This window comes from Zunongwangia endophytica (assembly GCF_030409505.1).
GTDB lineage: Bacteria > Bacteroidota > Bacteroidia > Flavobacteriales > Flavobacteriaceae > Zunongwangia > Zunongwangia endophytica.
Window position 1 is genome coordinate 3,912,501 of record NZ_JAUFPZ010000002.1, and the last position, 19,164, is coordinate 3,931,664.

Below are 19,164 nucleotides of genomic sequence, written 5' to 3' on the forward strand. Positions count from 1 at the left end.
CGGAAAAATAACATGCTACAGCTGCTAGGATATATAGAAGTAAGCCAATTTGTAGTGGGCGCTTTCTTCCGAATTTATCCATAATTGGTCCGTAAGCCATTTGCCCTAAAGAAATTCCAATAAAATAACTGGTAAGCGTTAATCCAACTCGAGAAACTGTGATATTAAAATCTTTAGCGATATTCTCGAATCCCGGTAAATAAGAGTCTATAGAAAAGGGTCCTAGGGCGATAAGTGTTCCTAGAACGACTAAAATAATATATTCTTTCTTTTTATTCCGTTCTCCTGGGGTATAATTCATCTTGCAAATTTCGGTAAGAAAATCTTTTTGTAGATAAGTAATATTAGGTTTAACGAAAGATTAATATGCAAAACGTATTAGGTAGTGATTCACATATGCTTAAAAATAAGAGAGCCGGAATAGCGATATTCCGGCTCTTTATATACTTAATATTTAAGCGAAAATTAGTTTCCTAAAATTCGGTTTAAAGTTTCACTAGGTAACATTGCGTTACTAGTTTTTTCATCATTCATTTTGTAATAACCACCGATATTTTGAGAAGATCCTTGAGCTCCTATAAGTTCTTCAAGAATTTTATCTTCATTTTCTTTAAGTTCTGAAGCTATTTTTTCGAAATGAGATTTTAAATCGGCATCTTTATCTTGATTTGTTAAGGCTTCAGCCCAATACATCGCTAAATAAAAATGACTTCCGCGGTTATCAAGTTCATTAACTTTTCTTGAAGGAGATTTACCGTTCTCCAAGAATTTTTCTGTAGCAGCATCTAAAGCATCCGCAAGAACTAAAGCTCTCTTATTATCGTATTTGTTTCCTAAGTGCTCCAATGAAACTGCTAAGGCTAAGAACTCACCCAAAGAATCCCATCTTAAATGTCCTTCTTCTAAAAATTGCTGAACATGTTTAGGAGCAGATCCACCGGCACCGGTTTCAAATAATCCTCCACCGTTCATTAAAGGAACGATAGATAACATTTTGGCACTGGTTCCTAATTCTAAAATAGGAAATAAATCGGTTAGGTAATCTCTAAGTACATTACCGGTAACTGAAATTGTATCTTTTCCCTCTTTAACTCTTTTAAGCGTAAATTCTGTAGCTTCTAATGGAGCCATGATTTCTATCTGAATTCCTTCAGTATCATGTTCAGGAAGATATTTTTCAACTTTTTGAATTAGTTGCGCATCATGAGCTCTTTCGTTATCCAGCCAAAATACAATAGGCATCCCACTAGATTTACCACGATTTACGGCTAATTTTACCCAATCTTGAATTGGTGCATCTTTTACCTGGCACATTCTCCAAATATCTCCGGCACCAACTTCGTGTTCGATTAGTGTTTCACCTTTTAGGTCAACAACTTTCACAGTTCCCGCTTCAGGAAGTTCGAAAGTTTTATCGTGAGAACCATATTCTTCAGCTTTTTGAGCCATTAATCCAACATTAGGAACAGTTCCCATAGTTGTAGGGTCAAAAGCGCCATTCTCTTTACAGAAGTCTATAGTAGCCTGGTAAATACTCGCGTAACTACTATCTGGAATAATAGCTTTGGTATCCTGAGTTTTGTCATTTTTGTTCCACATTTGTCCGGATGTTCTGATCATTGCCGGCATAGACGCGTCAATAATAACATCACTAGGAACATGTAGATTTGTAATTCCTTTGTCTGAATTTACCATTGCAATGTCAGGACCGTTTTCTAAATCTGCCTGAATCGCATCGTTAATTTCTTTCTTTTTATCGTTTGATAGGTTATCAAGAGAACTTAAAACATCACCTAAACCACTATTAGGGTTTCCGCCTGCTTTCTTAATGTCTTCTCCATATTTTTCAAAAACATCTTTAAAAAACACTTTTACAGCATGACCAAAAATGATAGGGTCTGAAACCTTCATCATGGTAGCTTTCATGTGTAAAGAGAAAAGTACTCCTTTATCTTTAGCGTCTTGTACTTGTTTCTGAAGGAATTTCTGTAATTTATCGACGTGCATCACAGTACCGTCAATAATTTCTCCCGCCAGTAATTTAATATCTTTCTTTAAAACAGTTTCCTCGCCAGATTCTGAAGTGAAAACAATATTTACACTATCACCTTCATTTAAAGTAACCGATTTTTCATTATGATAAAAATCGCCACTATCCATTGTGGAAACATGAGATTTAGAGTCTGCACTCCATTCTCCCATAGAATGAGGATTCTTTTTAGCGAAGTTCTTTACAGCTTTTGGAGCTCTACGATCTGAATTACCTTCACGTAAAACAGGGTTTACAGCACTACCTTTAACTCTATCGTATTTTGTTCTAATTTCTTTTTCATCTTCGGTAGCAGGCTCATCTGGATAATCAGGAAGTTTGTAACCATTTTCCTGAAGTTCTTTAATGGCCGCTTTCAACTGCGGAATAGAAGCACTAATATTAGGAAGCTTAATAATGTTAGCTTCTGGTTTCTTTGCAAGTTCACCAAGCTCTGCAAGAGCATCGCTAACTTTTTGATCGTCCTCTAAAAATTCAGGAAACTGAGAAAGAATACGTCCTGCAAGAGAGATGTCTTTTGTTTCTAAAACAACATCTGCTGCTTTGGTGTAGGTTTGAACGATTGGAAGTAATGAGTATGTGGCTAAAGCCGGAGCTTCATCTGTTTTTGTATAAAAAATCTTGGTGTTTTCTGCCATTATTTAATTTTTTTTGATTTGTCAATTATCGAAGAAACCCTTTGGTTTTAGAAGGGTTTGATGTATTCGCAATATACTATTTTTTAGGCATTTTTGCTAGAAAACGCGCTGCAAAGCCTGTTAAGAAATGCTAAAATAAAGGCATAAAAAAACTCCGTTGAAGAACGGAGTTTTTAAGTAATGTATTGTAAGCGGTATTATTAAGATCTTTTAGCCTCTTTAATACGAGCTTTTTTACCAGTAAGTTCTCTAAAGTAGAAAATTCTAGCTCTTCTAACGCTACCTCTTTTGTTAACTTCGATCTTTTGGATCGCAGGTAAGTTAACAGGGAAGATACGCTCTACACCAACTGTACCACTCATTTTTCTAATGGTGAAAGTTTGTGAGCTTCCAGTTCCTCTTTTTTGGATTACAACTCCACGGAAAAACTGTGTACGGGTTTTTTGACCCTCTTTAATTTCGTAATAAACTGTAATAGTATCTCCAGCTGAAAATTCAGGAAGATCTTTAGTGGTAACGAATTCGTCTTGAACGAATTTAATTAACGATTCCATAGTTAAATATTTAAGATACAGGCTAAAACAACATTCACGGTTTTCGCCAGAGGTTATTTTAGAATGGATGCAAAATTATAAATTTTATTTTATAAAATGAGTTTTTTCTGAATAATTTTATTCATCATCCAAAAGATCTGGTCGAAGCTGTTTTGTACGTTTAAATGCTTCATTTTCACGCCATTCTTCAATCTTCGGAAAATTTCCTGAAGTTAAAATTTCCGGCACTTTCCATCCTTTATATTCAGCGGGTCTTGTAAAAACAGGAGGCGCTAATAAATTATCCTGAAAAGAGTCGGTTAATGCTGAAGTTTCGTTTCCTAGTACTCCGGGTATTAGCCTTATTATAGAATCACACAATATAGCGGCTCCCAATTCTCCGCCTGAAAGCACATAATCCCCTACAGAAATTTCTTTGGTTATAAAATGATCGCGCACTCGCTGATCTACACCTTTATAGTGGCCGCATAGAATAATAATGTTTTCTAGCATTGACATGCGATTGGCCATTTTTTGATTTAGAGTTTCACCATCTGGAGTCATATAAATAACTTCATCGTAGTTACGCTCTTCCTTGAGTTTAGAAATACATTTATCAATTGGCTCAATCATCATTACCATTCCAGCGCCACCACCAAATTGATAATCGTCAATTTGCTTATAGTTATCGGTAACATAGTCCCGCAGATTATGAAGATGAATTTCTACATGTCCTTTCTCTATGGCTCTTTTTAAAATAGAAGCTTCAAACGGACTCTTTAGGATGTCGGGAACTACGGTAATAATATCAATACGCATGGCACTCAATTTTTTGGACTGCAAAGATGCTAATAATAGCTTAGTTTAGCTATTCATTCTATTTTGCTTATTTTTTTCATCTTGTAAAAGACGTCCTAGTCGTTGTTCTTTTTCTAGGGCCTTTTTCTTGTAATCGTCAAAATCTCTCTCGGTATCATCCAGACGTTTTCTTGCTTCTTTGGTAACCACGTTAGAGTTCTTAAATTTATAGATAAAGAAAAGTAGCGCTAAAATAAGGATGGCAACAATTCCCCACATCATCGCCATGTAAGTTCCTTTGGTTAAAGGCAATCCTAAAAATACGATATTGTCTTTTTCTTCTGTAACTTTTTGAAGATTTTGCTGCGTGGTTTTAAGCTCGGCTTCCAGATTTTTGATCTCTTCTTCCTGTTGGCTGGCAGTGTTCTTACCTACCGTAATTTGATCTTTTAATTCCTGAATATAAGCATTAGTATTGTCACGCAGATTAGTTAACTCATCGTAATCTACAACCTTATATTCTTGATAGTTATTAGAAGATTCGATTAATTCCTGAAATTTATCCTGAATCGGATTTTTTGCTGGAATACTATCTTGTGCATTCGCTGTTAGTGTAAATCCTGAAAAAAATAATAGTGTAATTAGTAGCTTATTCATTTTTAAATGAAGTTTTCTAGTTTGTTAGTATCAACCTAACCTCTCAAATAATATTTTATTGTTTTTGGGGTAAAGTTTTTTAGCGCGCAAATGTCTGAAGTTTGAAATTTACTCACAACCAATACAAGATCTATTTATCTTTTTTCTGAGCATCCTCAAAATTGATTTCTTCGTTAACATCATTTTGAAATGCATTTATCCATGCGTTTTCAAAAATATTTATAACGGTAGAGAAAATTCCGCTTTTTACATTGCTTAGATCGCCTTCTAATGGTACTTTGGTGGCCAGCGTGTCGGTACCCTGATTTTTCAGTACAAATTTAAAAACCCCTACAAAGCCTTCCCAAAGTTTCTTGAAAATACCGCCTTCATCGTTTTTTGCAATAAGTTTAGTATTAATAAACATCGGTTTTATATAACCTTTCATATACGCATCGCTAATTGCAACCTCGCAGTATAACTCAAATGTTCCGCTTTCAAAGTCTACACCGGCATAGCGTCTTGTAAGATCATTAATTCCGGTTGCTTTCGCTTTTTCCAGAGAAAAATCCAAATCCATATCGGGTATTTCTCTCAGTAAATTCATATTACCATTTAGATTCACTTGTCCGCCTCCAATAGATGTTGCAGTAGCTTTAATATTTGATGGTAATTTCTTTTCTCCATTTACTACATTGCTAAGATTGGTCGCCTGTAGATTAATTTTTTCCATAAACATATCAATCTGAGGATTGGTAGAAAGCTGTACAAAATTCGCAGTACCATCATTAATTTGTAAATGGTTAATATCAATAGGCACAAGATCTGTTAGTGCTTTTGTCCAATCTTCGGTATCAGCATTTCCTGTAGCGCTGCTATCTTGCTGATCTTCGAAAATGTAATTGAATTTGGGGCCATGCATTGCGATTTCGCTCACAATTTTTCCTTTAAGAAGTGATTTCCACTCTACTGAAATATCTGTTTTCGGGAAATCGATAAGCGGAGTTTCGGTTTCTGCCTTTTCATTGATAAGCACCAGACCATCTATAGCGTAGGCACCGCGCCATAACGCAATGTCGATATCTTCAACATGGCCACTATATCCCGGGATATTATTCAGCGTCTTATTGACATAGTTTTTTACAATAAGTGGAAGAAATAACCTTAATATAATAAGAAGCGTTATGATAGTTATCGGAACAACATATCTCTTTTTCTTCAGCGGTTTTCTCTTCTTTTTTTCAGAAGTCATACTAAAATTTTCGGCAAAATTGCATAATCACTTTAAATCAACAGGTTAAGGATATCACAAAAATCGATTTGGAAAAGGTTTAGGAATACGCATTTATAATCCTTAAAAAGGTGGCTTCAGAATTAGATCACCATGAAGATGCGAAAAAGTAAAAATCAATATTGAAAAAACTCATTTTAAAAATGAATTGCATTTCCGTAGAAACTCAAAAAAAATGAAAGTATCAATTAAAATAACGAAGGTTGAAATTGAGTAATTTTATCTTTAATTTTTTCAAAAAATCCAAAAAAAACTCCCGAATTTTCGGGAGTTTTTAAAGCTATTGAATATTTTTTTCGGACTATCTGAAGATTACACGCTGCTTTTGGCCTGTTTTGTCTATAAACGTCATGCTTAAGCCACTTCCTCTTTCTATAGATTTAAAAGCTTCATCTGCATCACGAATATCGTAAATCTTTTCTCCGTTTATTTCAGTAATAATCGATCCTACAAATTCTTCTTCAGCATATTGATCACTTAAGGTTTTACTTATTTTTACCCCATTTTCTGTTTGGTAAAATTTAAGTTCATCTTTTGTAGCGTTGGTCACCTCTAAACCAATAGGTAACTGCGTAACATTAAGTTTGGTCAATTTTACAGCAATTTCTTTTTCTGTACCGTTTCGCAAAACAACCACATTTACGGTATCATTTGGTCGTTTGGTGTTAATATAGCCGGTGAGATCTGAAAATTTGTTTACGCTAATATTATCAATTTTCTTGATCACATCGTTAGATTTGATACCAGCTTTTTCTGCACCACTTCCTTTAGTAACTTCGCTTACAAATACACCTTGGGTTGTACCATATTCCTCACTCATCTCTGGAGCTCTAGTAAAATCACTACCACGAATACCTAAAATCCCTTGTTGGATATTTCCATATTCCATAATATCATCAACAATTTTTTTGGCGTTGTTAGAAGGTACTGCAAATGCGTATCCAACATAACTACCCGTCATAGAAGTAATGGCAGTATTTATTCCAACCAGCTCTCCGTTTATATTAACCAAAGCACCACCACTGTTTCCAGGGTTAATTGCCGCGTCGGTTTGTATAAAAGATTGTCCGGTAGCCGCAGGATTTAGATTTCTTGATTTGGCACTAACAATTCCGGCAGTTACCGTAGATTTTAAGTTAAATGGATTTCCTACCGCTAGAACCCACTCTCCAACTTTTACGTTATTTGAGTTTCCGAATGGAATGTAATCCAGTTCTTCTTCAGGTTCTACTTTAATTAAAGCAATGTCTGAAATTGCATCTGCCCCGATAACTTTCGCCTTGTAGGTTTTGTTATTATTTAAGGTAACTTCTAATTCGCTGGCACCATCGATAACATGATTATTAGTAACGATATAACCATCTGGCGTTATAATTACTCCAGATCCTGTTCCGCGTAGTGCTTTGCTAGATTCTGTTCTGCCTTGCATAATATCTGCCCAACTACGAGGGCCATTATAAACCGCAACATTTTTTACATGTACTACGGCGTGTACCGTATTTTCTGCCGCTGTAGTAAAATCTACATTTGTGCCGTAGGTGCGTTCCGCATTATAATTTGCCTGGATAAGGCTTTCTGTAGCAGTTGGCTCTTCTGAAAAGAAAGTTCCATTTTCTTCATCAAAAAATAGCTTATAGCTACCCAATGTAATTGCTCCACCAAGGATGGATACCATAAGTAAACTTGCTAATTTTTTCATCTTCTTTAGAAAAATTTATTTGTTCAACTTTTATAATAATACTAATTAGACTTTAGTTTCCTGTAAGTCAGCTAATAGTTAAAAACGCAGAAGTCAGTTCTAAAATTGTATATTTGAGACGTTAAAATCTGCTAAAAATGAGACTTCAGTTTTTCAAATATCAGGGTACAGGAAACGATTTTGTAATGATTGACAATCGTGATAATGTACTATCCAAAAACGATACCAAATTGATCAACAGGCTTTGCGACCGTAAATTTGGCATAGGAGCAGACGGATTAATTTTACTAGAAAATCCTGAAGTAGAAGGCGACGATTTTAAAATGGTTTATTTCAACGCCGACGGAAATCAAAGTTCTATGTGCGGTAACGGTGGTCGTTGTCTTGTTGCCTATGCGAAAATGCTGGGAATTATTGAAGTTGATGCAAATTTTACAGCTATTGATGGTGCTCACAAAGCATCGATAGACAGTAGCGGAATTGTGAATTTACAAATGCAAAATGTATCGAATATTTACCAATCTGGGAATATTGCATTTCTAGACACGGGATCTCCACACCATATTGTTTTTACTGAAAATGTAAAAGATCTAGATGTGAAAGAAGAAGGAGCAGCAATTCGATACTCTACAGATTATAAAGAAAAAGGAACTAACGTAAATTTTGTTGAAAAAACCGAGCAGAATGATACTTTTATCGTTCGTACTTACGAACGTGGCGTAGAAGATGAAACTTTAGCCTGTGGGACCGGAGTTACAGCAGTAGCTATTGCTGCTTATCATAGTCATAGGACAGAAGCTGCAGAAGTGAAATTACAGGTTCCCGGGGGTAATTTATCGGTAAGCTTTAAAGCAGACGGAGAAAATTATACAGATGTTTGGCTTAAAGGTCCGGCAAAACTAGTTTTTAAAGGAGAGATAGAATGCTAACCTTAAAAGGAGAAAAGCTTTACTTAAGAGCGCTAGAGCCAGAAGACCTGGAATTTCTGCATGAATTGGAAAATAACGAAGAATTTTGGGAAGTTAGTGCAACGCAAGCTCCTTTCTCAAAATTCATCCTAAAAAAATATCTGGAGAATTCTCATTTAGATATTTACGAAGTAAAACAATTACGTTTGGTAATTTGTAATCTAAAGCAACAACCTATCGGTTTAATTGATATTTTCGATTTCGAACCTCGAGATCGCAGAGCAGCAATAGGTATTTTAATAGCAAAGCCCGAAGAACGCCAAAAGGGTTTTGGAGCAGAAAGTTTGTCTTTAGTATGTAAATACTGTTTCAAACATTTAGGCCTGCATCAGGTGTATGCAAATATCACTGCAGATAATGAGCGAAGTTTGCGACTATTTGAAAATCGCGGATTTTCACAAGCCGGTTTAAAAAAAGAATGGACGTTTATAGATGGACGTTTTAAAGACGAATATTTATATCAACTAATAAATAAGAATGTACATTAAAAAGATTTTAGTAGCCGTAGCGATTTTAGGACTTGTTGGAGTAGGTATATTTAGTTATTATATCTACGAAAGCATTTTAGGAGAAAACACCAAATTCGCTTCAGAAAAAGAAATAGTTTTAATTCCTACGAATGCTGATTATAGAACTGTTTTAGATAGTCTTCGCCCATTGGTGAAAGACCTTAGCAGTTTTAATATCGTTGCTGAAAAAAAACAGTATCCGGGTAATATTAAAGCAGGACGATTTATTCTGAAAAAAGGGATGAATAATAATGACATTGTAAATACACTGCGAAGTACCAATGCTCCTATTAATATAAGTTTTAACAACCAGGAGCGAGTGGAAGATCTAGCCGGTCGAATTTCTAATCAAATTGAAGCTGATAGTTTAAGTTTACTAGAAGCAATGCGCGATGAGGAATTTCTTGCTGAAAATAATTTAGATGAGGCAACAGCTCTAGGAATGTATATCCCGAATAAATATGAATTCTTCTGGAATACTTCTGCTGAAGAATTTAGAGCACGAATGAAAACCGAGTACGATCGTTTTTGGTCACAAAGCCGTTTACAAAAAGCTGAAGAAATAGGCTTAACACCGGGACAGGTTATTACTATTGCTTCTATTGTTCAGAAAGAAACTGCGAAAGTAGATGAACGTCCAAAAGTAGCTGGCGTTTATATGAATCGTTATAAGAACGGCTGGAAGCTTGATGCAGATCCTACAGTGATTTACGCTATTAAAGAGAAAACACAAAATTTTGATACGATCATAAAAAGAGTTTTATATAAGGATCTAGAGTTGGATTCTCCATATAATACCTACAAGTATCGTGAAATTCCACCCGGTCCTATTGCAATGCCCGATATTTCTTCTATCGATGCCGTATTAAATTACGAGGATCATGATTACTTCTATTTTGTCGCCAACGTAGAAAATTTTGGGTATCATAAATTCGCTAAAACCCTTGCTCAGCATAACCGCAACAAGCAAGAATATGTTCGCTGGATTAATAAAAAAGGGATAAAAAGATAATTATTACTGAATTTAAGGAAAGTCTAACGTTATGGGAGCCTGAATCTTAGTGCGATGTTAAGTCAGCGCCTAGCTTTAAAAAAGGTTTAACAGCTTGTAGTTCAGATTATTAATATTTGTTGTACATTTGCACTCGCAAATTTGAAGAGAAGTCAAGTTTATAAATATAGAGATAATATTTGATTTATAAAAACTCTTCAGAAACAAATTGGAATGAGTAAGAAAATTGTTAAGCTTTCCTGGTTGCCCGTTGTTGCAGGATCATTATTTTTTAGTTTCAGCACAAAGAAAGCAGCCGATCTAGAGATAGAAGGTTTTACTACTCCTCATCTTGAATTAAATTATACGGTATCTGTAGATGCATTACCGTTAAAAGCTTCTAAGGCGCCGGCTAAGGCACTCCCTAAATTAGGGAAGTCGTATACTGGTTTTAAAGAAGCTATCGGCTTTAAAGAGTCGAGAGGAGATTACAGCAGTATTAACGAATATGGGTACATGGGGAAATACCAGTTTGGTAAAGGAACCTTAAATCTATTAGGCGTTTATAATACTCAGGAGTTTTTGGAGAGTCCAGAACTTCAAGAAGCAACATTTTATACAAATGCTTCTCGTAACAAATGGATCCTGATTCGTGATATTAAGCGCTTTTCAGGAAAAACTATTAATGGGGTAGAGGTTACAGAATCTGGTATTCTGGCAGCTGCACATTTAGCTGGTCCTGGTAGTGTGAAAAAATATTTAAGAAGTTATGGTGCTCAAATGTTTAATGATGCATTTGGTACAAGTATTAAATATTACATGAAACGTTTTGCCGGTTACGACACTTCGTTTATTGAACCAGTGAAAAATCCTAGAGTTGATTTTTCAAAATTATCTAAAATATAGTTTAAAAGGATTTAATCTTTTTGAATAACAAAAATGGTAGGTCTTTTGTGAAGGTCTACCTTTTTTTGTTTCCACTCGTTTATAGCAAGCGTAACTATAGATTCTGTTGGCAAAGTAAGATCGCAAGCAACGCAAAGGCGAGTAGAAGGATGAAGCGTCTGTATAAGATCTTCTAAAAGTTTATTATTTCGGTAAGGAGTTTCAATAAAAAGTTGCGCCATATTCTTTTCAGAAGAAATACGCTCAAGATTCTTTAATTCCTGCTTCTTTTCTTTTTTATCGATAGGCAAGTAACCGTTAAAACTAAAAGCTTGTCCATTCATTCCGCTGCCCATCATTGCTAATAAAATAGAAGAAGGACCTACAAGCGGAACAACCTGAATCCCATTTTGATGGGCTAGTTTTACAATTTCAGCACCAGGATCGGCAACCCCGGGAACTCCGGCTTCGCTAATTAGTCCCATATCGAAACCTTCTTTACAGGCATCAAGAAAGTTCGGGATTTCAGCAACATCAGTAAATTTATTTAAAGTCTTAAACTTTAAGATTTGTTGTTTTTTCTGCGGAACTAATTTTTTGATAGCTCTTCTAGCTGTTTTTTCATTTTCAGCGATGTAGTGATCAATTCTTTCAACATGCTTTTTTACGGTAAGCGGAAGCACTTCAATAGGATTGGATTCTCCCAAAGTTGTTGGAATTAAATATAGTTTACCTGAAAATGAAAAGTTTGAAGCCATTAATACGTTCCGTTATTTAATTTTTCTACGATGTTAGTTGTCGCCTCATCAAGCATTTGATACACATTTTCAAAACCTTGGTCACCACCAAAATAAGGATCGGGAACATCTACATTTTCTCCCGGAAAGATTTCATTTAGAATGAGTTTTATTTTTTCTTTCTGATCTTCAGTCTTTGCTAGCGCAATAGAATCGCGATAGTTAGAGTTATCCATCACGAAAATGTGATCGAACGAGTTTAAATCTTCAGTGCTTAACTGTCTTCCTCTTTGATCGGTTATATCAAGATGATGTTGTTTTGCTGTTGCGATCGATCTGCGATCAGGAAGATCACCAACATGGTAATTTCCTGTGCCGGCAGAGTCCACATAAATTTCTTCAGGATTTACCTTAGATTTTAGGAGTCCTTCTGCAAGGGGTGATCTACAAATGTTGCCAAGGCAAACCATTAAGATTCTTTTCTTTTCCATATTTTAGAGGATTTTATAAAGCAAAAGAGCCCTTAAAAAGAGCTCTTTATATTTTTAAATCGTTAATTTCTTATTGAGGTCTTCTACAAATTTTTTGAACTGCTTATCTGTTGTAGAAAGATTATCTACCGTTTTACAAGCATGAAGCACTGTAGCATGATCGCGACTTCCAATTTGTGAACCAATACTTGCAAGCGAAGCTTTGGTAAACTTCTTGGCAAAGAACATTGCTAATTGTCTTGCCTGTACAATATGTCTTTTTCTTGTTTTAGATTGTAGTGTTTCAACATCCATTTGGAAATAATCGCTTACAACTTTTTGGATGTAATCGATACTTACTTCTCGCTTGGTATTCTTAACGTAATTGTCAACAATCTTTTTAGCAAGCTCTATAGTAACATCTTTTTTGTTGAAAGAAGAATGGGCAATTAAAGAAATGATTGCGCCTTCTAATTCTCGAATATTAGCTTTGATATTATTCGCTAAAAATTCAACAATATCTTCTGGCATCTCTACACCATCGCGATAGAGTTTGTTTTTAATGATCGATACACGAGTTTCAAAATCTGGATGCTGCAATTCAGCCGATAATCCCCATTTAAATCGAGAAAGCAAACGCTGCTCGATATCCTGCATATCTACCGGAGCTTTATCGCTGGTAAGAATTACTTGTTTTCCGTTTTGATGCAAGTGATTAAAAATGTGGAAAAATACATCCTGAGTTCCTGCTTTACCAGATAACAACTGTATATCATCTACAATAAGAACATCTATGATCTGGTAAAAATGAATAAAGTCGTTTCTGTTATTCTTTTTAACCGATTCGATGTACTGTTGTGTAAATTTTTCCGCAGAAATATAGAGTACCGTTTTTTCAGGATACTTATCCTTTATTTCTACACCAATAGCATGTGCTAAGTGTGTTTTTCCCAGACCAACACCTCCAAAAATTAGAAGCGGGTTAAAAGAAGTTCCTCCTGGTTTGTTAGCTACTGCTAAACCAGCAGATCTTGCCAACCTGTTAGAGTCTCCTTCTAGGAAGTTTTCAAAATTATAACTAGGATTTAGTTGTGATTCAATTTTCACATTTCTAATCCCCGGTATTACAAATGGATTTTTAAGTTCCGGGTTTTTGTTCTTCACGGGAACATCTACTTCCTGTGAAGACATATTTGATCGCTGTGTACTTGGAATTTTCTCGGTAAAGGGCAATTTATTACCGTAGGTATTTTCCATTTTTATAACGTACACTAGTTTGGCTTTTTCTCCAAGCTCTCTAGTTAAAGAAACTTTTAAAAGCTTAACATAGTGCTCTTCCAACCATTCATAAAAAAACTTAGATGGTACCTGTATGCTTAGAGCACAATCTGTAAGTTTTACTGCTTGGATTGGCTCGAACCAGGTTTTGTAGGCCTGTGGCGAGATGTTATCTTTAATAAAAGCTAGACAGCTATTCCAAACTGATTGCGCAGTTTTCGACATGCTTCGTGTGACGTTATTATGGGTTATTAGTTCTTTCGAATTATCTCCTGATAAGAGTATTCCTTTCAAATTTAAGGAGGACAAATATGTGAACAAAAAATGTAAAAAAAAAACCGATTGGGTATTGAATTTTTAGAATAATTTACGCATACTTATAAAGGATCAAATCACAAAATTTATTTTTATTTAAAGCTTCAAAATTCAGCAATGACAGAACATATATCCATACTAAAAGTACGATATGCAGAGACAGACCAAATGGGTGTTGTGCATCACGGTAACTACGCTCAGTATCTGGAAATTGCGCGAATTGAGTGGCTCGAAAAAATAGGTATTTCCTATAAAAGTATGGAAAAAAATGGGATAATGCTGCCTGTTTATGAAATGAATTTTAAGTTTAAGAAATCAGCTTTTTTTGATGATAATTTGAAGATCCATACGAGCCTAAGAAAGACGCCCGATGTCAAGATAATTTTCGACTATAAAATATACAATCAAGAGGATGAGTTGTTAACAACTGCAAGTACAATTTTGGTTTTTATGGATGCTAAAACTAAACGCCCAATGCGATGCCCAGAATATGTTTTGGAGAAATTAGAAATTAGTGCTTAGCAGTTAGAATTTAGATCGCTTTGCTCTTAGATATTAGAAAATAGATTTTTTATTTTTAATTCTGAATTCTAAATTTTGAATGAGGTTAGGAACCAAGAATCAGGATGTAGATAGGTGTTTATAATTTAAGTAAAGATTTTTTGTTTTCAATCAAATTTGAAGAAAAAAGAATAGCTTATAATGCTGAATGCTGAATGCTGAATGCTGAATGCTGAATGCTGAATGCTGAATGCTGAATGCTGAATGCTGAATGCTGAATGCTGAATGCTGAATGCTGAATGCTGAATGCTGAATGCTGAATGCTGATTGTTACGGAATTTCAACTGCTAATTGCGACTGCCAACTTCTAATTAGCATCAATTCTCTTAATTGCCACTTTATAAGTAGTATCGAATTTATCGAATATGGCTTCAGCGTCATTTTTGCGTACTGAAATATAAATCTTACAATCCAACGCTAATTTTTGTTCTAGTATATTCAGGTTATTTTCTTTGATTAGTCGCATTACGATATTCATTTCGGGATAATCAAAATGCACTTCAAAAATTTCGTCAATTGTACGTTTAACGATATTTGAATTTTCCAGCGCCATTTGCGCCGCTGTTTTGTACGCGTTTATGAGTCCGCCCACACCTAATTTTACACCGCCAAAATACCGAACCACTACAATAAGAACATTGGTCACTTCAAAAGACTGCATTTGCCCGTAAATTGGCATTCCGGCCGAGTTAGATGGTTCACCGTCATCATTAGCGCGATAATAAATATCCTGTTCCTCTTTTCCGGTTTGCCAGGCATAACACCAATGCCGCGCTTTATGATGCTTCGTTTTCAACTCTTCCAGATAAACACTAGCTTCCTCTTCATTTTTAATGGGAAAAGCATAACCAAAAAACTTCGAATTTCGGTCTTTAAATAACACTTCTTCAGAAGCTTTGGTAATGGTTTTATAGGTGTCTTTCATTCTGGTAAACTAAGAATTTTCTTTAAAAATAGCCTAAGAGAATAATGCTTTCTTTTCAGTAAAAAGATCGACGACATCTTCATTCACCGGATCTAAATTCCAAACATGAATACCTAAAGCCGCTGCCGCATCTGTATTTTCTTTAGTATCATCGATAAAAAGACATTCGTTAGGCTTTAACTGATGCTGCTTAAGCACATATTCGTAAATATTAGCATCGGGTTTTCTAAAATTGATTTCGTAAGACAAATAAAACGCATCAAAACATTGCTGAAATTCGTTAAAAAACGACACATTTTCTTTCACCCAATCAATATGAATTTCGTTGGTGTTGCTTAAAAGAATAAGTTGATAATCTTTTTCTGAAGCTAGCTTTTTTATGAATTCCAATCGATATTCAGGGAAATCCACTAGAATAGCATTCCAGGATTGCAAAAAAGCCTCTTTTTCAACTTTAGAAAATTCAGTTTTATAGGAATTGAAGAATTCTTCCGAAGAAATTAAACCTTTTTCGTATTCTTTATTTAATGCGATGATAGATTCGGGTAAATTTTCGATCCCGAATTGCTGAAGCGCTCTTGGAGTGGCTGCTTTATCAAGATTGATAAAAATATCGCCAAAATCGAAAATGATGGTTTTAATCATTTAAATATATCTTTAGTTGATTGTCTTCTATTTTTTCTTCGGAAATTAATTTCCCCTGAAATTCAGGAGCTGAAATTCCCTCTTTAAGCTGAACATTTCCGGTGAAAACTCGAGCTTCATCCCATATTTCAGCATCAATAAAACTCTGAAGCGTTTGCCGCCCACCTTCAATAATTACCGATTGTAAATTTTCCTGATGCAGGATTTTTCCAATTTGTTCTGGCAAATGCTTTTTAATATCTGCTTCTCGATATTCGATATTTTCCGAAGTAATTTCAGGAATATGTTCAGTAATAATAATCGTTTTGATACTTCCGTCGAAAATAGCAGAATCTTTCGGGATTTTGCCTTCACGATCGATTACCACCCGTACGGGATTTGGACCTGCGTGTAATCTTGTATTCAGCTTGGGATTGTCATCGATAGCGGTTTGGGTGCCTACAAGGATAGCCTGCTCTTCTGCGCGCCATTTGTGTACTAATTGTTTGGAATAACGATTGCTAAGCCATACAGGAGCGCGATCTTCACGTTTATGTGGTGCGATAAAACCATCTTCACTTTGCGCCCATTTTAGAATAATGTAAGGACGTTTTTTATTGTGAAAGGTAAAAAAGCGTTTGTTGAGGTCTTGCGCCTCTTTTTCTAAAACGCCTAAAGTGACATCGCAACCCGCCTCCATTAGTTTTTTAATACCACGGCCGGCAACTTCAGCAAAAGGATCGACGGTGGCCACGACCACTTTTTTAATTCCTTTGGCAATAATAAGGTCGCTGCAAGGTGGCGTTTTTCCAAAATGACTGCAAGGTTCTAAACTCACATAAATGGTCGATTTTTTTAAAAGTTCGGGTTTTTTAACCGTGTTTATCGCATTTACCTCGGCATGAGGTTCGCCGGCTTTTTGATGCCATCCTTCGCCTATAATCTCGTCTTCGTAAACAATAACGCTACCAACCATAGGATTTGGGTAGGTACTTCCCAGTCCGTTTTCGGCGAGTTGCAAACAACGCTTTATATATTTTTCCTGTATATTCACAGCCACAAAAATAGAATTAATTAGTAAGAATGAGTGGGCTTAAAATAAGGGAAATACAGCAGCAAGACAATCAACAGGTTAAAAAAGTTATTCAGCAAGTTTTGGTAGAATTAGGCGTTCCTAAAGTGGGAACCGCCTATGAAGATAAAGCTTTGGAGGATATGACTGCGGAATATAATGCGCAGCGCAAAGCTTATTTTGTGATCGAAGAAAATAATAAGATTATTGGTTGCTGCGGAATAGGACCTTTACCCGGATTTGAAGATGAAATCTGTGAATTGCAAAAGATGTACTTTCTACCGGAAGCTCGCGGAAAAGGACTTGGCGCCCAGATGATGGAAACCTGCCTCAAATTTGGTAAAAGCCAAGGCTATAAAAAGTGCTATATCGAAACTTTGCCTTACATGAAGGACGCCTGTAAGTTGTACAAGAAAACCGGGTTTGAAGAATTAGAAAAACCTTTAGGCAATACGGGACATTATAATTGTACGGTGTGGATGATTAAGGATTTGTAGTTTTGAATAAGATTTTAGATCGCTTTGTTTTAGAATTTAGATAATAGAAAAGAGAAAAGAGAGAAGAGACTTCTATTTTCAACTGAAATAAGAACCAAGAATTAAGATGCAGGAAGGTGTTTATAATTTGAGTATAGATTTTTTTATTCTGAATGCTGAATGCTGAATGCTGAATAAAACTGTAAACCGTCCACTGATAACTGTAAACTGCAATAATGACCATCACTCAACTTAAAAAACAATTCTTAGAACATTTGGAGGAGAAATATCCAATGGAGGAAGTGTTGTCGTTCTTTCATTTGTTGGCTGAACATTATTTAAAACTAAGCAGATTGCAAATGGCTTTAGAACCCAACAAGGTTTTAAACGATGCCGAAATTGGCCAATTTAAAGATGCTTTAGAGAAACTTAAAGTATTTGAACCCATCCAGTATATCATTGGAGAAACTGAATTTTTTAGCCTGAATTTTAAAGTCGCACCCGGAGTGCTAATTCCGCGGCCAGAAACTGAAGAATTGGTGCAATGGATTTTAGATGAGATTTCGCTTCAGCAGAAACAAGATTTGCAAATTTTAGATATAGGAACTGGCAGTGGATGTATCCCGATTAGTTTAAAAAAACATCTGCCAAAAGCTCAAATTTCAGCAATAGATATTTCAGAAGAAGCTTTAAAAATCGCTAAAATTAATGCGGAAAAAAATGAGGTTTCCGTAGAATTTATTCAGCAGAATATTCTTTCCGCAGAAAAATTGCCACTACAATTTGATCTTATCGTTTCTAATCCGCCGTATGTTCGGGAATTAGAAAAAGCAGAAATGCATCAAAATGTACTTCGCTACGAGCCAGAAACGGCTTTGTACGTAAAAGACGAAAATCCTTTACTTTTCTATAAGAAAATCACGAAATTAGCACAAGAAGGGCTCGCCAAAAATGGCTTGTTATTCTTTGAAATCAATCAATATCTAGGAGTTGAAACCGAAATGATGGTGACAGATCATGGTTTTGAAACAGCGCTTCGAAAAGATATGTTTGGTAACTTTAGAATGCTAAAAGCCCGTAAACTTTAAAACCTGCAATTTTGGAAGAAATACAAGATCAAAATTCTATAAAAAGTATCGCTGTTTTTTGCGCTAGCAGCGATGGTGTAGATTCAGAAATTATTAAAACTTCAAAAAAACTTGGATCATTTTTGGCCAAAAATGACATTCGTCTGATTTATGGCGGTAGTAAACGTGGTCTTATGGGGCATGTAGCAGCCGGAGTTCAGGAAAATGGAGGGAAAGTAACCGGCGTAATCCCTGAATTTTTAAAAATCAAAGAGGTAGTGCACACCAATTTGGATGAGTTGATCACCACTAGAGATATGCACGAGCGCAAGCTTACCATGCATCGATTGAGTGATGGCTTTATTACCCTTCCGGGAGGTTTTGGAACTTTTGAAGAGCTTTTTGAAATTATTACCTGGGCACAATTAGGTTTGCATCAAAAACCAATCGGGTTACTAAATATCAATGGGTTTTATGATGATTTGATTAGTATGTTGCGCAAGATGGTTGATATAGGTTTGCTGAAAAAAGAAAACTACGATTTATTGATTATTGCTGAAACAATCGATGAATTGTACGAGAAAATGAAGTTTTTTAAACCTTTACCTACTCCTAAATGGATAACTAAAAGTCAGACTTAA

At 35.5% G+C, this 19,164-nt stretch carries 21 protein-coding genes (1 of these 21 cut by a window edge); 8 read left to right on the forward strand and 13 right to left on the reverse strand.

All coding sequences use genetic code 11. From position 1 onward, the window contains the following. The 7 genes from QWY91_RS17180 to QWY91_RS17210 form a co-directional block, all read right to left on the reverse strand. Positions 1-301, reverse strand: partial view of a multidrug effflux MFS transporter gene (locus QWY91_RS17180; protein ID WP_290236729.1) — the 5' portion only. The gene continues 932 nt to the left of window position 1, outside the view; the window shows 301 of its 1,233 coding nt (coding positions 1-301); the start codon lies at positions 299-301; its stop codon lies off the left edge, out of view. Between the two features lie 164 nt (positions 302-465). Beyond that, a complete protein-coding gene (locus tag QWY91_RS17185; protein ID WP_290236730.1) occupies positions 466-2,688 on the reverse strand; it encodes an NADP-dependent isocitrate dehydrogenase in 2,223 nt (740 codons plus the stop codon). Positions 2,689-2,888: 200 nt separating this feature from the next. Continuing rightward, a complete protein-coding gene (gene rplS, locus QWY91_RS17190) occupies positions 2,889-3,242 on the reverse strand; it encodes a 50S ribosomal protein L19 (RefSeq protein WP_290236731.1) in 354 nt (117 codons plus the stop codon). Positions 3,243-3,359: 117 nt separating this feature from the next. Further along, positions 3,360-4,040 (reverse strand): tRNA (guanosine(37)-N1)-methyltransferase TrmD, encoded by a 681-nt coding sequence (trmD, locus tag QWY91_RS17195; RefSeq protein WP_290236732.1) that lies wholly within the window; start codon positions 4,038-4,040, stop codon positions 3,360-3,362. Between the two features lie 45 nt (positions 4,041-4,085). After that, positions 4,086-4,676 carry a hypothetical protein gene (locus QWY91_RS17200; RefSeq protein ID WP_290236733.1) on the reverse strand — a complete coding sequence of 197 codons (591 nt, stop codon included), beginning with the start codon at positions 4,674-4,676 and terminating at the stop codon, positions 4,086-4,088. Positions 4,677-4,806: 130 nt separating this feature from the next. Beyond that, positions 4,807-5,907 carry a DUF748 domain-containing protein gene (locus QWY91_RS17205; RefSeq protein ID WP_290236734.1) on the reverse strand — a complete coding sequence of 367 codons (1,101 nt, stop codon included), beginning with the start codon at positions 5,905-5,907 and terminating at the stop codon, positions 4,807-4,809. A 340-nt stretch (positions 5,908-6,247) separates the two neighbouring features. Beyond that, positions 6,248-7,645, reverse strand: a complete 1,398-nt coding sequence (locus tag QWY91_RS17210) for a S1C family serine protease (protein ID WP_290236735.1) — start codon at positions 7,643-7,645, stop codon at positions 6,248-6,250. Between the two features lie 137 nt (positions 7,646-7,782). Between QWY91_RS17210 and dapF the strand changes: the two genes are divergently transcribed. The 4 genes from dapF (at position 7,783) to QWY91_RS17230 (ending at position 11,019) form a co-directional block, all read left to right on the forward strand. After that, entirely contained in the window at positions 7,783-8,574 is a 792-nt protein-coding gene (gene dapF, locus QWY91_RS17215; RefSeq protein ID WP_290236736.1) for a diaminopimelate epimerase, read from the forward strand. After that, entirely contained in the window at positions 8,568-9,101 is a 534-nt protein-coding gene (locus QWY91_RS17220; protein ID WP_290236737.1) for a GNAT family N-acetyltransferase, read from the forward strand. Before dapF ends, QWY91_RS17220 begins: the two co-directional genes overlap by 7 nt. Beyond that, positions 9,091-10,134 carry an endolytic transglycosylase MltG gene (gene mltG, locus QWY91_RS17225; RefSeq protein ID WP_290236738.1) on the forward strand — a complete coding sequence of 348 codons (1,044 nt, stop codon included), beginning with the start codon at positions 9,091-9,093 and terminating at the stop codon, positions 10,132-10,134. The genes QWY91_RS17220 and mltG overlap by 11 nt, the downstream gene beginning before the upstream one ends. Positions 10,135-10,347: 213 nt before the next feature. Beyond that, positions 10,348-11,019, forward strand: coding sequence for a peptidoglycan-binding protein LysM (locus QWY91_RS17230; RefSeq protein WP_290236739.1), 672 nt, complete (start codon positions 10,348-10,350; stop codon positions 11,017-11,019). A gap of 11 nt (positions 11,020-11,030) precedes the next feature. Here QWY91_RS17230 and QWY91_RS17235 read toward each other — a convergent pair whose 3' ends face one another. The 3 genes from QWY91_RS17235 to dnaA are packed head-to-tail and all read right to left on the reverse strand — an operon-like array spanning position 11,031 to position 13,708. Continuing rightward, entirely contained in the window at positions 11,031-11,756 is a 726-nt protein-coding gene (locus QWY91_RS17235; protein WP_290236740.1) for an SAM-dependent methyltransferase, read from the reverse strand. Continuing rightward, a complete protein-coding gene (locus QWY91_RS17240) occupies positions 11,756-12,226 on the reverse strand; it encodes a low molecular weight protein-tyrosine-phosphatase (protein ID WP_290236741.1) in 471 nt (156 codons plus the stop codon). The genes QWY91_RS17235 and QWY91_RS17240 overlap by 1 nt, the downstream gene beginning before the upstream one ends. Positions 12,227-12,280: 54 nt before the next feature. After that, positions 12,281-13,708: a chromosomal replication initiator protein DnaA gene (gene dnaA / locus QWY91_RS17245; protein ID WP_290237124.1), complete on the reverse strand. Its 1,428-nt coding sequence runs from the start codon at positions 13,706-13,708 to the stop codon at positions 12,281-12,283. 207 nt (positions 13,709-13,915) lie between these two features. Here dnaA and QWY91_RS17250 point away from each other — a divergent pair, with 207 nt between their 5' ends. Beyond that, complete coding sequence (locus tag QWY91_RS17250; protein ID WP_290236742.1) at positions 13,916-14,320, forward strand: acyl-CoA thioesterase; 405 nt, start codon at positions 13,916-13,918, stop codon at positions 14,318-14,320. Positions 14,321-14,666: 346 nt separating this feature from the next. On the opposite strand, the gene QWY91_RS17255 is transcribed toward QWY91_RS17250, so the two are convergent. Genes QWY91_RS17255 through ribD form a run of 3 tightly spaced genes read right to left on the reverse strand, consistent with a single transcriptional unit; the run spans position 14,667 to position 16,962 of the window. After that, positions 14,667-15,284, reverse strand: coding sequence for an IMPACT family protein (locus QWY91_RS17255; protein WP_290236743.1), 618 nt, complete (start codon positions 15,282-15,284; stop codon positions 14,667-14,669). Positions 15,285-15,317: 33 nt separating this feature from the next. Then, positions 15,318-15,929 carry an HAD family hydrolase gene (locus QWY91_RS17260; protein WP_290236744.1) on the reverse strand — a complete coding sequence of 204 codons (612 nt, stop codon included), beginning with the start codon at positions 15,927-15,929 and terminating at the stop codon, positions 15,318-15,320. Beyond that, positions 15,922-16,962, reverse strand: a complete 1,041-nt coding sequence (ribD, locus tag QWY91_RS17265) for a bifunctional diaminohydroxyphosphoribosylaminopyrimidine deaminase/5-amino-6-(5-phosphoribosylamino)uracil reductase RibD (RefSeq protein WP_290237125.1) — start codon at positions 16,960-16,962, stop codon at positions 15,922-15,924. Before ribD ends, QWY91_RS17260 begins: the two co-directional genes overlap by 8 nt. Positions 16,963-16,991: 29 nt before the next feature. Between ribD and QWY91_RS17270 the strand changes: the two genes are divergently transcribed. The 3 genes from QWY91_RS17270 to QWY91_RS17280 all read left to right on the forward strand — a co-directional run bounded on the left by QWY91_RS17270 (position 16,992) and on the right by QWY91_RS17280 (position 19,164). Next, positions 16,992-17,477, forward strand: a complete 486-nt coding sequence (locus QWY91_RS17270; protein WP_290236745.1) for a GNAT family N-acetyltransferase — start codon at positions 16,992-16,994, stop codon at positions 17,475-17,477. 215 nt (positions 17,478-17,692) lie between these two features. After that, positions 17,693-18,544 carry a peptide chain release factor N(5)-glutamine methyltransferase gene (gene prmC / locus QWY91_RS17275; protein WP_290236746.1) on the forward strand — a complete coding sequence of 284 codons (852 nt, stop codon included), beginning with the start codon at positions 17,693-17,695 and terminating at the stop codon, positions 18,542-18,544. An 11-nt stretch (positions 18,545-18,555) separates the two neighbouring features. Continuing rightward, positions 18,556-19,164: an LOG family protein gene (locus QWY91_RS17280; RefSeq protein WP_290236747.1), complete on the forward strand. Its 609-nt coding sequence runs from the start codon at positions 18,556-18,558 to the stop codon at positions 19,162-19,164.

What these genes read in the sequence shown, in the direction of transcription:
- QWY91_RS17235 (WP_290236740.1), bottom strand. Translation starts at nt 11,756, where the DNA reads ATGGCTTCAAACTTTTCATTTTCAGGTAAACTATATTTAATTCCAACA.
- QWY91_RS17250 (WP_290236742.1), top strand. Translation starts at nt 13,916, where the DNA reads ATGACAGAACATATATCCATACTAAAAGTACGATATGCAGAGACAGAC.
- QWY91_RS17200 (WP_290236733.1), bottom strand. Translation starts at nt 4,676, where the DNA reads ATGAATAAGCTACTAATTACACTATTATTTTTTTCAGGATTTACACTA.
- QWY91_RS17255 (WP_290236743.1), bottom strand. Translation starts at nt 15,284, where the DNA reads ATGAAAGACACCTATAAAACCATTACCAAAGCTTCTGAAGAAGTGTTA.
- QWY91_RS17270 (WP_290236745.1), top strand. Translation starts at nt 16,992, where the DNA reads ATGAGTGGGCTTAAAATAAGGGAAATACAGCAGCAAGACAATCAACAG.
- rplS (WP_290236731.1), bottom strand. Translation starts at nt 3,242, where the DNA reads ATGGAATCGTTAATTAAATTCGTTCAAGACGAATTCGTTACCACTAAA.
- QWY91_RS17185 (WP_290236730.1), bottom strand. Translation starts at nt 2,688, where the DNA reads ATGGCAGAAAACACCAAGATTTTTTATACAAAAACAGATGAAGCTCCG.
- dnaA (WP_290237124.1), bottom strand. Translation starts at nt 13,708, where the DNA reads ATGTCGAAAACTGCGCAATCAGTTTGGAATAGCTGTCTAGCTTTTATT.
- dapF (WP_290236736.1), top strand. Translation starts at nt 7,783, where the DNA reads ATGAGACTTCAGTTTTTCAAATATCAGGGTACAGGAAACGATTTTGTA.
- QWY91_RS17260 (WP_290236744.1), bottom strand. Translation starts at nt 15,929, where the DNA reads ATGATTAAAACCATCATTTTCGATTTTGGCGATATTTTTATCAATCTT.
- QWY91_RS17205 (WP_290236734.1), bottom strand. Translation starts at nt 5,907, where the DNA reads ATGACTTCTGAAAAAAAGAAGAGAAAACCGCTGAAGAAAAAGAGATAT.
- QWY91_RS17230 (WP_290236739.1), top strand. Translation starts at nt 10,348, where the DNA reads ATGAGTAAGAAAATTGTTAAGCTTTCCTGGTTGCCCGTTGTTGCAGGA.
- QWY91_RS17240 (WP_290236741.1), bottom strand. Translation starts at nt 12,226, where the DNA reads ATGGAAAAGAAAAGAATCTTAATGGTTTGCCTTGGCAACATTTGTAGA.
- prmC (WP_290236746.1), top strand. Translation starts at nt 17,693, where the DNA reads ATGACCATCACTCAACTTAAAAAACAATTCTTAGAACATTTGGAGGAG.
- QWY91_RS17220 (WP_290236737.1), top strand. Translation starts at nt 8,568, where the DNA reads ATGCTAACCTTAAAAGGAGAAAAGCTTTACTTAAGAGCGCTAGAGCCA.
- QWY91_RS17210 (WP_290236735.1), bottom strand. Translation starts at nt 7,645, where the DNA reads ATGAAAAAATTAGCAAGTTTACTTATGGTATCCATCCTTGGTGGAGCA.
- trmD (WP_290236732.1), bottom strand. Translation starts at nt 4,040, where the DNA reads ATGCGTATTGATATTATTACCGTAGTTCCCGACATCCTAAAGAGTCCG.
- mltG (WP_290236738.1), top strand. Translation starts at nt 9,091, where the DNA reads ATGTACATTAAAAAGATTTTAGTAGCCGTAGCGATTTTAGGACTTGTT.